General features: G+C 62.6%; 11 protein-coding genes. 1 reads left to right on the top strand and 10 read right to left on the bottom strand.

Annotation, left to right across the window (positions count from 1 at the left end; all coding sequences use genetic code 11):
* Positions 1–37: 37 nt before the first annotated feature.
* The 6 genes from truB to rimP form a co-directional block, all read right to left on the bottom strand.
* Positions 38–1,000: a tRNA pseudouridine(55) synthase TruB gene (truB, locus tag AC0L2Z_RS27675; protein ID WP_473629840.1), complete on the bottom strand. Its 963-nt coding sequence runs from the start codon at positions 998–1,000 to the stop codon at positions 38–40.
* Positions 1,000–1,437 (bottom strand): 30S ribosome-binding factor RbfA, encoded by a 438-nt coding sequence (rbfA, locus tag AC0L2Z_RS27670; protein WP_128169859.1) that lies wholly within the window; start codon positions 1,435–1,437, stop codon positions 1,000–1,002. The genes truB and rbfA overlap by 1 nt, the downstream gene beginning before the upstream one ends.
* Positions 1,438–1,663: 226 nt before the next feature.
* Complete coding sequence (infB, locus tag AC0L2Z_RS27665) at positions 1,664–4,231, bottom strand: translation initiation factor IF-2 (protein ID WP_473629839.1); 2,568 nt, start codon at positions 4,229–4,231, stop codon at positions 1,664–1,666.
* Positions 4,228–4,878, bottom strand: coding sequence for an RNA-binding protein (locus AC0L2Z_RS27660; protein WP_473629838.1), 651 nt, complete (start codon positions 4,876–4,878; stop codon positions 4,228–4,230). The genes infB and AC0L2Z_RS27660 overlap by 4 nt, the downstream gene beginning before the upstream one ends.
* 38 nt (positions 4,879–4,916) lie before the next feature.
* Complete coding sequence (gene nusA, locus AC0L2Z_RS27655; protein WP_473629837.1) at positions 4,917–6,512, bottom strand: transcription termination factor NusA; 1,596 nt, start codon at positions 6,510–6,512, stop codon at positions 4,917–4,919.
* Between the two features lie 48 nt (positions 6,513–6,560).
* Complete coding sequence (rimP, locus tag AC0L2Z_RS27650; protein ID WP_473629836.1) at positions 6,561–7,205, bottom strand: ribosome maturation factor RimP; 645 nt, start codon at positions 7,203–7,205, stop codon at positions 6,561–6,563.
* A gap of 321 nt (positions 7,206–7,526) precedes the next feature.
* Between rimP and AC0L2Z_RS27645 the strand changes: the two genes are divergently transcribed.
* The gene (locus AC0L2Z_RS27645; RefSeq protein ID WP_095517012.1) at positions 7,527–7,691 is read left to right on the top strand and encodes a hypothetical protein; all 165 of its coding nucleotides are present in this window, start codon (positions 7,527–7,529) and stop codon (positions 7,689–7,691) included.
* Between the two features lie 82 nt (positions 7,692–7,773).
* On the opposite strand, the gene trmB is transcribed toward AC0L2Z_RS27645, so the two are convergent.
* From trmB to lnt, 4 genes are all read right to left on the bottom strand, one after another.
* A complete protein-coding gene (gene trmB / locus AC0L2Z_RS27640) occupies positions 7,774–8,475 on the bottom strand; it encodes a tRNA (guanosine(46)-N7)-methyltransferase TrmB (RefSeq protein ID WP_473629835.1) in 702 nt (233 codons plus the stop codon).
* Between the two features lie 26 nt (positions 8,476–8,501).
* Positions 8,502–9,815, bottom strand: a complete 1,314-nt coding sequence (metK, locus tag AC0L2Z_RS27635) for a methionine adenosyltransferase (protein WP_473629834.1) — start codon at positions 9,813–9,815, stop codon at positions 8,502–8,504.
* Positions 9,816–10,141: 326 nt separating this feature from the next.
* Positions 10,142–10,561, bottom strand: a complete 420-nt coding sequence (locus AC0L2Z_RS27630; RefSeq protein WP_023802110.1) for a helix-turn-helix domain-containing protein — start codon at positions 10,559–10,561, stop codon at positions 10,142–10,144.
* 140 nt (positions 10,562–10,701) lie between these two features.
* On the bottom strand, positions 10,702–12,294 hold the full coding sequence (lnt, locus tag AC0L2Z_RS27625; protein WP_473629833.1) for an apolipoprotein N-acyltransferase: 1,593 nt from the start codon (positions 12,292–12,294) through the stop codon (positions 10,702–10,704).
* Positions 12,295–12,349 lie beyond the last annotated feature (55 nt).

Below are 12,349 nucleotides of genomic sequence, written 5' to 3'. Positions count from 1 at the left end.
CTCGAATGTACCTCTGATCGAGATTAGACGAGGGGGCTCAGCCGGCAAAGACCCGCTTCGGCTTGAACATGCCTTGCTCGATGGCGCCGATGGCGACCAGCTTGCCGCGCGCCGTGGCGCAGGCTTCCTCGGCTTCCACCGGCGCGTCGCGGCCACGGATGATGACCGGGTTGCCGAGGCGGATTTTTGTTGCCGCGTCGTCGCTGATCGCGATCTGCGGCAGGCAGTCGAGCGCGGCTGACGTGTCGACCAGAAACGCGTCGATGGCGTCGAAGTCGACCGGCACCGTGTCCGCTGAATTCGAACCCTCATCGGGCTGTTCGCCCAAGCGGGCGGCTTCCAGCTCGGCGATGGTGACGAAGTCTTCCTGCGTGAACGGCTCGACCTCGATCCGGCGCAGTTCGGCGATGTGACCGAAACAGCCGAGATCGCGGCCCATGTCGCGGGCCAGCGAGCGGACATAGGTGCCCTTGCCGCATTCGACCTCGAAAATGGTGCTCTCAGCACTGTGCTCGATCAGGTCGAGGCGGCCGATCTCGACTTCCCGCGCCGGAATGTCGACCGTCGCGCCGTCGCGGGCAAGATCATAGGCGCGCTCGCCTGCGATCTTGATGGCCGAAAATTGCGGCGGTGTCTGCATGATGACGCCGGTGTATTTCGGCATCAGCAAAAGCACATCGGCTTCAGCCGGACGCTGCTCGGAGCTTTTCGTCACCGGCCCTTCGAGGTCATCGGTCGAACGCTCCTCACCCCAGGCAACCGTGAAGCGGTAGATCTTGGCGCCATCCTGGACATAGGGGACGGTCTTGGTCGCTTCGCCGAGCGCGATCGGCAGCATGCCGGAAGCGAGCGGGTCGAGCGTGCCGGCATGGCCGGCCTTTTCCGCCTGGAACAGCCATTTGATCTTGGAGACGGCGTCGGTCGAACCCATGCCGACGGGTTTGTCCAGCACCAGCCAGCCGGAGATCGGCCGACCCTTCTTCTTGCCGCGACGCGCCACTATTTTTCGTCCTTGTCGTTGTCTTTGTTCTGGTCGCCGATCTGGGCGTCTGGGCCGAGATCGCGCGCCACTTCGGGCGAGTGCAACAATTCGTTGATCTTCTGGAAATTGTCGTAGCTGGTGTCGAGCCGGAAGCGGAATTCCGGCATGTACTTCATCTGCCGGAGCGCGCCGGAAACGCGGCCGCGCACGAATTTCGCATGCTTGTTGAGCGCCTCGACCACCGCATCGGCATCACTGGCGCCAAGCGGCGAGACGAAGGCGGTGGCGATCTTCAGATCGGGCGACATGCGCACCTCCGAGACCGAAACCACCGAATTCTCGATCAATGGATCGAGGATCTCGCCGCGTTGCAAGGTTTCCGACAGCGCATGACGCACCTGCTCGCCGACGCGAAGCATGCGCTGGGATGGACCTGACGTGGTTGAACGGGGCATTTTTCTCTATCCTGAAATCGTGAGGCACGGGATGGGACCGCGCCGCATGTCTCATATGCTTTAAAGCCTGATCCATCCCGATAGAAATCGGAATGGATCAGGCTCTATTTTTTGTTGACCATGATCTTCTCCGAAAACCGGATACCACTTTTCGGGATCATGGTTCAGGCGGCAGCCTTTCGACCACCGCCCGGTCTGTAAATGCTCGAACTCAAGTTGCTCGAACTCAGAGCGTCCTGGTCACCATCTCGACGCGGAAGCACTCGATGACGTCGCCGACGCGCATGTCTTCGTAGTTCTGGAAGGCCATGCCGCATTCCTGGCCACCCGGAACCTCCGCAACTTCGTCCTTGAAGCGCTTCAGCGTCTTCAGCGTGCCTTCGTGGATGACGACGTTGTCGCGGATCAGGCGAACGCCCGCACCGCGCTCGACCTTGCCTTCGGTGACACGGCAGCCGGCGATCTTGCCGACCTTGGTGATGTCGAAGATCTCAAGGATCTCGGCATTGCCAATGAAGGTCTCACGACGCTCCGGCGACAGCAGGCCGGACAGCGCCGCCTTCACGTCATCCACAAGGTTGTAGATGATCGAGTAGTAGCGGATCTCGATGCCTGCAGCCGCGGCCGCCGCACGCGCCTGCACATTGGCGCGAACGTTGAAGCCGATGATTGCGGCGCCGGAGGTTTCCGCCAGCGAGACATCGCTTTCGGTGATGCCGCCGGCGCCCGCATGAACGATGCGCGCACGCACCTCGTCGGTGCCGAGCTTGTCCAGCGCCGCGCTGATCGCCTCGATCGAGCCCTGCACGTCGCCCTTGATGACCAGCGGGAATTCCTTCAGCCCGCTCGTCTGCAGTTGCGACATCATCTGTTCGAGCGAACCACGCTGGCCGGCATGCTTGGCCACCGCCTTCTCACGCGCCAGACGCTGGCGATATTCGGTGATCTCGCGGGCGCGGGCCTCGTTGTTGACGACGGCGAAGCGGTCGCCGGCCTGCGGGGTTCCCTGCAGACCGAGCACTTCCACGGGCATCGCCGGCGGCGCTTCCTTGATCTGCCCGCCGCGGTCGTTGACCAGCGCGCGCACCCGGCCCCATTCGTTACCGGCAACGAGGATGTCGCCAGGCATCAGCGTGCCGGTCTGGACCAGCACCGTGGCGACGGGGCCGCGGCCCTTGTCGAGCTGGGCTTCGATGACGACGCCCTCGGCGGTGCGGTCCGGATTGGCCTTCAGGTCGAGGATTTCGGCCTGCAGCAGGATCGCTTCGAGCAGCTTGTCGAGATTGGTGCCCTTGGTCGCCGACACTTCGACGTCCAGCACCTCGCCGCCCATCGATTCGACGAAGACTTCGTGGCGCAGCAGTTCCGAGCGCACCTTCTGCGGGTCGGCGTCATGCTTGTCGATCTTGTTGATCGCCACAATGATCGGAACGCCGGCCGCCTTGGCATGGCTGATCGATTCGATCGTCTGCGGCATCACGCTGTCGTCGGCCGCCACTACCAGGATGGCGATGTCGGTCGCCTGAGCGCCACGGGCGCGCATCGCCGTGAAGGCGGCGTGGCCAGGCGTGTCGATGAAGGTGATCTTGTTACCGTTCTTCTCGACCTGATAGGCGCCGATATGCTGGGTGATGCCGCCAGCCTCGCCGGACACGACATTGGCATTGCGGATGGCATCGAGCAGCGACGTCTTGCCGTGATCGACATGGCCCATGATGGTCACCACCGGCGGACGCGGCTCGAGATCCTCGGGACGATCGGCGATGTTGAAGAGGCCTTCCTCGATGTCGGACTCGGCGACGCGGCGAACCGTGTGGCCGAATTCGGTAGCGACCAGTTCGGCCGTGTCGGCGTCGATGACGTCGCCCGGCTTCAGGATCTGGCCCTGTTTCATGAAGAACTTGACCACATCGACGGCGCGCTCGGACATGCGCTGCGCCAGTTCCTGGATGGTGATGGTTTCGGGAAGTATCACTTCGCGCATGACTTTCTCGCGCGGTTCGTTATGCAGCGCGCGCTTGAATTTCTCCTGGCGCCGACGCATCGACGACAGCGAACGCGCACGCGTATCCTCATCGGAAAGTGCGGCATTCAGCGTCAGCTTGCCGCGGCGGCGATCTTCCTCGCTCTTGGTCGGCTTGGCCGGACGCGCCACTTCCGGCGTGACCGGACGGCGCACCGGGGCGCCGGCGCCGGTCCGCTTCGGCTTGATGTCCTCGTCGTCGACTGTCGCCAGTTCGGCGGTTAGCGGCGCGCGGCGGCGCGCCTCTTCCTCGGCACGCCGGCGGGACTCGGCCTCGGCCTGCAGCCGGGCTTCTTCCTCGGCCTGGCGGCGCGCGGATTCCTCGCGCTCGCGACGGCGGCGCTCTTCATCCTCGGCGCGGCGCTTGGCCTCGTCGATGGCGCGCTGGCGATCCTCGACGTCGCGCACCTTCGAACCCTCAAGGGCCCGGCGGCGCGCCTCCATTTCATCGCGCGACAATTGGTTCAGCACCATGCCGCCGCGTTCGACCGGCGGCGGAGGCGGCGGCGCCTTGGGCGCTTCCTGCACAACCGGCGCTGCCGCGACCGGTGGCTTCGGGGTGAAGACGGACATAGGGGCAGCAGCCGGCTCCGGCTTGTCACCGGGCAGCGAGAACTTGCGCTTCTTGGTCTCGACCACGACCGCCTTGGTGCGGCCATGCGAGAAGCTCTGGCGCACGGTGCCCTGTTCCGTACCGGGGCGCTTCAGCGTCAAAGTCTTCTTCGGCGTAACACTCAACGTCTTGTCGTCGCCCGATTTCGTATCGCTCATTCCATATCCTCTGCGGCATCATCTTCGTCAGCAACGGCCGCAACCATTGCCAGATCGTCCGGGGAACCGCCCCGATACCGGTCGAGCGCAACCATGCGCTTCTGGACCGCCCTGCCCGCGTCTCCCGCGAGAACGGCAGCATGTATCACATTTGTACCCCCCAATGCCAAGCTCAACTCGGCCTCGGAGAAAAGTTTGTAGGCAAGGATGGCGGGGCCACCGAGGTGGACGGTTGCCCGTCGCGCCTGGCTGATCTTGCGGACGCCGTCATCTGACGCCTCGGTCGCATGCAACACGAAAAGCGCTAGCCCGCCACGCACCGCGCTCTCGACCTTGGTGGCGCCGAGCGCGATCGCGCCTGCCTTGCGGGCAAGACCGAGCATGCCCAGAGCGTATCTGGAAAGCAGCCCGTCGACCATGTCGCCGAGATCGGCCGGCACGGTCACCTGCGCCTTGAAGGCGCGAGCGAACAGGTTTTTCGCTGCCGCCTTGTCGATATGTAGGCGGTCGGCAGTCACCCAGCAACCGCGTCCGGGCAGGTTTTTCTTGATATCCGGAACGACGGCCGAATCCGGGCCGACGACGAAACGGATCAGTTCATCCGGTTCGGCCTGTTTGCGCGTGACGATGCAAGTGCGATCGTTCATCTCGTCCAAGGGCAGCTTGTGTGCGATGCGGTTTCACCTCACGCACCAACGGCTTCGTCAGCCGGCACGTCTTCGGCTGCAAGCTCGTCTTCGGTGATCCAGCCGGCCTTGAGGCGAGCAGCCAGAACCATCTGTTCAGCATCGGCCCGCGACACGCCGTGATTGGCGAGCACGCCCGGGAATACCTTCGTCTCGCCGTCCTTGCGTTCCTTCCAGCCGGTCAGATCATCGGCTGCATAGCCGGCGAAATCCTCGATCGTCTTCACGCCATCCTCGCCGAGCGTCACCATCATGGCGGTGGTCACGCCTGGAATCTCACGCAACTCGTCCTTGACGCCGAGCGCCTTACGCTTCTCGTCATGCTCGGCTTCGATCTTCTCCAGATATTCGCGGGCGCGAGCCTGGATTTCCGAGGCGGTGTCCTCGTCGAAGCCATCGATCGACGCGATCTCGTCGGCATCGACATAGGCGACTTCCTCGACGCTGGTGAAGCCTTCGGAGGCGAGCACCTGGCCGACCATCTCGTCGACGTTGAGCGCATCCATGAACAGAGCCGAGCGTTCGACGAACTCCTTCTGGCGGCGCTCGCTCTCTTCCTGCTCGGTCAGGATGTCGATATCCCAGCCGGTGAGCTGCGAGGCGAGCCGGACGTTCTGGCCGCGGCGGCCGATGGCCAGCGACAGCTGGTCGTCCGGCACCACGACCTCGATGCGTTCGGCGTCCTCGTCGAGCACGACCTTGGCGACTTCCGCCGGCTGCAGCGCGTTGACGATGAAGGAAGCGGCCGAAGGCGACCACGGAATGATGTCGATCTTCTCGCCCTGCAATTCGCCGACCACCGCCTGAACGCGGCTGCCGCGCATGCCGACACAGGCGCCGACCGGATCGATGGAACTGTCACGCGAGATGACGGCGATCTTGGCGCGCGAACCCGGATCGCGGGCGACCGACTTGATCTCGATAATGCCGTCGTAGATTTCCGGCACTTCCATGGTGAACAGCTTCGCCATGAACTGCGGATGGGTGCGCGACAGGAATATCTGCGGACCGCGCTGCTCGCGGCGCACGTCATAGACATAGGCGCGGACGCGATCGCCATATTTGTAATTTTCGCGCGGGATCAGCTCGTCGCGACGGATTATCGCCTCACCGCGGCCGAGATCGACGATGACGTTGCCGTATTCGACGCGTTTGACAGTACCGTTGACGATCTCGCCGATACGGTCCTTGTACTCGTCGTACTGGCGGTCACGCTCGGCCTCGCGCACCTTCTGCACGATGACCTGCTTGGCCGACTGGGCGGCGATGCGGCCGAAATCCATCGGCGGCAGCTGTTCGGCAATGAAGTCGCCGAGCTGGGCGTCGGGATTGCGCTCACGCGCCGAGGATATGGCGATCTGCGTCGCATAGTCGTCGACCTTCTCGACCACTTCCATCAACCGCTGCAGCTTCATCTCGCCGGTATTGGGATTGATGTCGGCACGGATGTTGGTTTCCTGGCCATAGCGCGAGTGCGCCGCCTTCTGGATCGCATCGGCCATGGCGGCGATGACGATCGACTTGTCGATCGACTTCTCACGCGCGACCGCATCGGCGATCTGCAGCAGTTCAAGCCTGTTTGCGCTTACAACCATCGTTTTTCTCCCGAGCTTGTTGCCGAGCCTTTGCGCCCGGCAGCCCAATCACATTTCCTGTTCGGTTTCATCTTCTACGCCCGCTTCTACGCTCTCTGGCGCGTCTTCGGGCTCGCCGCGGCGCTTCTTGGCTTCCTTGCGCGCCCTGTTGTCCTTCGACAGTGCGTCGCGGATAAGGTCGTCGGTCAGGATCAGCCGTGCTTCGGCAATCGAATCGTAGGGCACACGCACCGTCGGCTGTTCGCCATAGGCCGCCTTGTCGCGCTCGATCAGCACGCCGTCCGCGTCGCTCTCGGCGATCTTGCCCTTGAAGCGCTTGCGGTCGGCGACGAGGACCGAGGTTTCCATCTTCACCAGATGACCCGTCCAGGTCGAGAAATCCGACTTTCGGACCAGCGGCCGGTCGATCCCCGGCGACGACACTTCGAGATGATACGCCTTTTCGATCGGATCATCGACATCGAGCGCCGGCGACACCGCCCGGCTGACCTCTTCGCAATCCTCGACGGTCATAGTGCCGTCCTCGCGTTCGGCCATGATCTGCAGCGTCAGTCCGTTCTGGCCCGTCAGATGCACCCTGACAAGGCGGAAGCCAATGGCACGCAGAACCGGCTGCACGATCAGCGCGATGCGCGCATCGATGCCGCTTTCGCGGATGATGCGGTCGTCGCTGTCGGGTACCGTTGCCGTCATTCTATCCCTGTCGCTTCATCGGCGGCCGGAAGGTAACAAAAAAGAGCGGGACCGGGTGGACCCACTCTTCGCCATACCGACCAAGAATTTGAGCCTGATATAGACGATCGCAGCCGTCGTTTCAAGTCCGCATGCAGTCCGTGTCGGTAAGCAGATGAATTGTCCGCATGCAGGGTGGGCGAAACTGTTGGGGGCGGCAGCGTTGCACAGAGCGCATGGCGGCCATGCGCCAACGTCCCTGTGATATCAGGCAGTACGCGCCTATCTATGTTGCGTTGCACAAAATCAATCACGCGTTGCAGCAGACGAAAGGGCATAATCATGACCAACCGCAAGGTTTTCTCGGCCATCGGCGATTTCTTCACCGTGTTCGGCAGCGCCGTCGCCGCTTCGCACGCCGTCGAAGCCGGCCGCAAGCCGCGCGCACGCGATCTGCGCAATCTCGGCATGGATCCGGCCGCCTTCAACAAGATCGGCCGCTTCTAAGTCTAAGTCCGGCGACGCATGGACGAGGACATCTCTGGTCCTCATCGACGTCAAAGCGCGCCTAGGCGCGCTTTGAATAGGACTATCTTCGGACGAAGGTGAGGTAGGCTGGCCGCCGGCCTTCGCGAACGGCCTTCGCCTCGTAGCGCGTACCCGGCCAACCCTCGTAGGGCCGCTGCCAGTCGGCTGCCTCTTCAGCCTGCCACGCAAACGCTTCATGTGCCCGGCAGTGCAGCAGCGTCCAGTTCACATAGCTATCGATATCGGACGCAAAGCGGAATGTTCCGCCTGACTTCAGCACGCGCGCGAAACGGTCGAGATTGACCGGACTGACGAAGCGGCGCTTCCAGTGTTTCTTCTTCGGCCAGGGATCGGGATAGAGAAGGTCGATGCCGCCGAGCGAGGCTTGCGGGAGCCAGTCGAGCAGGCGCGTGGCGTCGTCGTCATAGACCCGAAGATTGGCAAGCGGCCGTTCCCTGACCGCCATCATCATCTTGGCCATGCCGTTGACGAAAGGCTCGACGCCGACAAAACCGGTCTCAGGAGCCGCCGTCGCCCGATGCAGCAGGTGCTCGCCGCCACCAAAACCAATTTCGAGATGAATGGCGCGGACATCGGCTTCGAACAGGCTGTGCAAGTCGGCCGGCGGTCCGGCCGTCAGATCAAGCCGGTAGGTGCTGAAACCGCTTTCCAGTGCCGCTGCCTGCTGCGGACGGATGGCCTTGCCGCGCCGGCGACCGAAAAATGCTTCGGTCGCACGGCTTGGCCGGTCTTTCGGATCCATGTCTTCCGGATCTATGGACGCCGCGGCTAGGCCGCGACTGCTTCGGCAGGCGCTTCGGCGAGTGCGTCCTTGAGAGCCTTGGCGAGGTCGGTCTTTTCCCAGGAGAAGGACCCGTCGCGGCCGGCCTTGCGGCCGAAATGACCATAAGACGACGTCTTGGCATAAATCGGCTTGTTGAGATCGAGATGGCGGCGGATGCCGGACGGCGACAGATCCATCACGGTGCGCAGCGCCTGCTCGAGCTTTGCCTCACCGACCCTGCCGGTGCCGTGCAGGTCGACATAGACCGACAGCGGCTGGGCCACGCCTATAGCGTAGGAAAGCTGGATGGTGCAGCGATCGGCGAGCTTCGCCGCCACCACGTTCTTGGCGAGGTAGCGGGCCGCATAGGCTGCGGACCGGTCGACCTTGGTGGTGTCCTTGCCGGAAAAAGCCCCGCCGCCATGAGGTGCAGCACCGCCGTAAGTGTCGACGATGATCTTGCGCCCGGTCAGGCCGGCGTCGCCGTCGGGCCCGCCGATGACGAACTTGCCTGTCGGGTTGATGTACCAGTTGCAGCTGTCGGCGATCGTCAGGTCGCCCAGCGCCTCGCGAATATAGGGTTCGACGACGTTGCGGACCTTCTTCGAATCCCAGCTGGCGTCGAGGTGCTGGGTGGACAACACGATCTGCGTCACTTCCGCCGCCTTGCCGTCGATATAGCGGACGGTGACCTGGCTCTTGGCGTCCGGCCCGAGCCGGCCGGCATCGCCGTTGCCCGCATGGCGCGCGGCGGCCAGCAATTCGAGGATCTTGTGGCTGTAGTAGATCGGCGCCGGCATCAGATCCGGCGTCTCGCGGCAGGCATAGCCGAACATGATGCCCTGGTCGCCGGCCCCTTCCTCGCCTTGCCGGTCGGAAGCATTGTCGACGCCTTGGCCGATATCCGGCGACTGGCCGTGCAGGAGAACCTCGATCTTTGCCGTTTTCCAGTGGAAACCGGCCTGTTCATAGCCGATTTCGCGGATCGCCTTGCGGGCGGCCGACTTGAACTTCGCCGGATTGACGAGTGGATGACCGGCGGCATCCATCAGGATGTTGCCGGCCTTGTCCTTCTTGAGCAGGGTCTCGGGGACGCGCACCTCGCCAGCGATGACGACGCGATTCGTGGTCGCCAGCGTTTCGCAGGCGACGCGGACCTTCCAGGGGTCCATGCCGGTCTTTCTGGCCTCGCGATAGACCAGATCGACGATCTCGTCGGAGATACGGTCGCAGACCTTGTCGGGATGACCCTCGGCAACGGATTCCGAGGTGAATAGATAGTTTTGCCGCGTCACGGGTGTCCCCTCTTGAAAAATCATCGGCACGCTGCCGATTGGCGCGCCACGTGTTAGCTGTGCCGAGCAGCGCTCGTCAAGCGGTGGGCGCCATTATCTTGTACCCCTTTGACCGCCGGCAGGATGCCGCCAGCCTGCTTGGCTCCAGCACCTGCTTTAGCTTCAACACGTTGATGAGAAACACTTTGAGCATGGCTGTCGAGCAAAATCGATCCGCCCTCCTGCATGCCTGCGGGATGTAAATTCCACGATTCGCGAGATCGCAAGAAATTGCCTGCCCGCAATGACGGCTTCGCTATCTTCGACTTTCAACGGCCACCCAATCAATCGACCCAGACCAATCTGCGTAATCAATCGACTGCGTCGGAGGAAAGGGCCTTCACAAGCTCGATAACCTTGCGGCGTATCTTCACGTCGGTGATCTTGACGAAGGCCCGGTTGAGTTGAAGACCTTCAGGACTGCCGCAGAATTCGACGGCAGAAGCCATTGATGCATCCTCGGCAAATCCGCGGTTGCCCACGGCTTCCTGGCCCGGCGCGTCCTCGAAAAAGAAAGCGACGGGCACACCCAATATCGAGGCGATTGCCTGCAAACGGCTGGCGCCAACGCGATTGGTACCCTTTTCGTATTTCTGTATCTGCTGAAACGTTATACCGAGGTTCTCGCCCAGCTTTTCCTGGCTCATTCCCAACATATTGCGACGAAGCCTGATGCGACTTCCGACATGGATGTCGATAGGATTCGGCTTCTTCTTGTTTTCTTCTGCCATTTTTTCCTCGCCGAATTTTTCCGGCTTTTTGTGTTTTTTCTGCCCAAAACGAAGCCGGCGGCCAGTGCCCCAACAGAACCGACGTGCTGACTTCGAGAAATTTCAGGCGGTTACAGTATGAGTTTCTAATGTGTCGACTGTCAATTCGCCCGTAGCCGTTGCCTTACATTCATTGTGAAAGCGGCGAGAGCGAACAGCAACATGATCATCAGTCCATTAATGCGTCTTTGGCTGGAAGAAACGATGGCTCGATTGGAAATCGGCACGTGGACATCGATGGCTCCGCGGGCGTCGATTGCCAGCGCGTCGAGGATGTGTCCGCGCGGATCGACGACAGCGGAAATGCCGTTATTGGCTGCACGCAACAATGGCACCCCGTTCTCCACCGCACGAATCTGCGCCTGCCTGAAATGCTGGTACGGACCCGGCGTGTCACCGAACCACGCGTCGTTCGTGACATTCACAATAAGCTCAGCTGACGTTGCGTCAACCGCCACCAGATCGGGAAAAATGACTTCGTAGCAAATGAACGGAAGCACGCGGATGCCGCCGGGCAACGCGATCGGGTGCCGCTCATTGCCCGCCGCGTAGGTTGTCGGCCCGGCGACGAGTTGTTTGAGCCCCAAGCGGCCAAGCAGGTCGGCAAAAGGCAGATATTCGCCAAAGGGCACCAGATGAACCTTGTCGACTGCATCGGCGATTTGACCCTTGTCGTCGATTGCCACCACCGAATTGTAGTACCGCCTGTCGGCATCTTCCGCCGACCCGCCTTCCTCCCGGACGACGCCGGCGATCAGCGTCTGGCCGTCGCCAAGCATCTCTCCCAGCGCGGTCAGCGCATCGGGACGTTCGGCGAAAAAAAACGGCACGGAGGTTTCCGGCCACAGGATCAATTGCGGCTTGGCATGACCAGTCTCTGGCGCCTTGGCCGAAAGCCCCATCAGTGTAGCGAAGATCCGGTCGGGCACTGAAGGGTCCCACTTCTCGCTGAGGTCGACGGCCGGCTGCACGATGCGGACGTCGATTGCGCGGGTTGCGGGTTCAACCTTGGTAGCAAGCCTGACATAGCCGAAGCCGACATGGGCCGCGACGAGAACGGCAGCCAGTGCACCCCCCAGGCGGACATGCCGGCGCGCCGCAAGCAGGGCCGGCAAGGCAAAGACGAAGACCGCCAGCGCGTTGACGCCGACCATGCCGGTCACCGACACGCTCTGCATAAGCAAGGGCACCGGCATCGCCGCGTAGCCGACGGCATTCCAGGGAAAGCCGGTGAACAGAAAGTCGCGCAGCCATTCCGCCAAGCCGAAGCCGAAGGCAAGGGCGGCGATGCGGCCGATGTCGTTGCTCCACAGCAGCCGGGCAACCGCTGTCGCGAAGCCATAGAAAAAGGCGAGCGCCAGCGGAATTCCGACCACTGCGAAGGGAAGCGCCCAGGCGAAACTGTCGGCCTCGACCAGGAGTGCTGAGCCGATCCACCACAATCCGGCGAGAAAATAGCCGAAGCCGAACCACCAGCCGACGGCGAAGGCCGGCCGCAAATGTCGGAACCAGCCAGCGGAGGCTTCGCCGGTTGCGCCGTCGAGGAGCCAGACCAGTAGCGGAAACGAAACGAAACAGACGGCGAAGAAATCGTAAGGCGCCTGGGCAAGAACCGCCAGCGCACCGGCAAGAAACGCCACAAGCGCGCGGCGCCAGCCCCACAGCAGAATTATCCGGCCGGCCAGGCGCTTCATCGATGCTTCCGAGTCGTGCGAATCACGGCAGAAGATTTATCAGGCCACGGTCCGC

It is taken from the genome of Mesorhizobium sp. WSM4850, assembly GCF_055811735.1.
Note: the sequence above shows the minus strand (reverse complement) of the source record. Positions and strands in the feature narration are given on the sequence as shown.

Excerpts from the sequence above, each read along its gene's own strand:
- infB (WP_473629839.1), bottom strand. The coding sequence starts at position 4,231 with ATGAGCGATACGAAATCGGGCGACGACAAGACGTTGAGTGTTACGCCG.
- trmB (WP_473629835.1), bottom strand. The coding sequence starts at position 8,475 with ATGGATCCGAAAGACCGGCCAAGCCGTGCGACCGAAGCATTTTTCGGT.
- AC0L2Z_RS27630 (WP_023802110.1), bottom strand. The coding sequence starts at position 10,561 with ATGGCAGAAGAAAACAAGAAGAAGCCGAATCCTATCGACATCCATGTC.
- rbfA (WP_128169859.1), bottom strand. The coding sequence starts at position 1,437 with ATGCCCCGTTCAACCACGTCAGGTCCATCCCAGCGCATGCTTCGCGTC.
- AC0L2Z_RS27645 (WP_095517012.1), top strand. The coding sequence starts at position 7,527 with ATGACCAACCGCAAGGTTTTCTCGGCCATCGGCGATTTCTTCACCGTG.
- metK (WP_473629834.1), bottom strand. The coding sequence starts at position 9,815 with ATGATTTTTCAAGAGGGGACACCCGTGACGCGGCAAAACTATCTATTC.
- lnt (WP_473629833.1), bottom strand. The coding sequence starts at position 12,294 with ATGAAGCGCCTGGCCGGCCGGATAATTCTGCTGTGGGGCTGGCGCCGC.
- AC0L2Z_RS27660 (WP_473629838.1), bottom strand. The coding sequence starts at position 4,878 with ATGAACGATCGCACTTGCATCGTCACGCGCAAACAGGCCGAACCGGAT.
- rimP (WP_473629836.1), bottom strand. The coding sequence starts at position 7,205 with ATGACGGCAACGGTACCCGACAGCGACGACCGCATCATCCGCGAAAGC.
- nusA (WP_473629837.1), bottom strand. The coding sequence starts at position 6,512 with ATGGTTGTAAGCGCAAACAGGCTTGAACTGCTGCAGATCGCCGATGCG.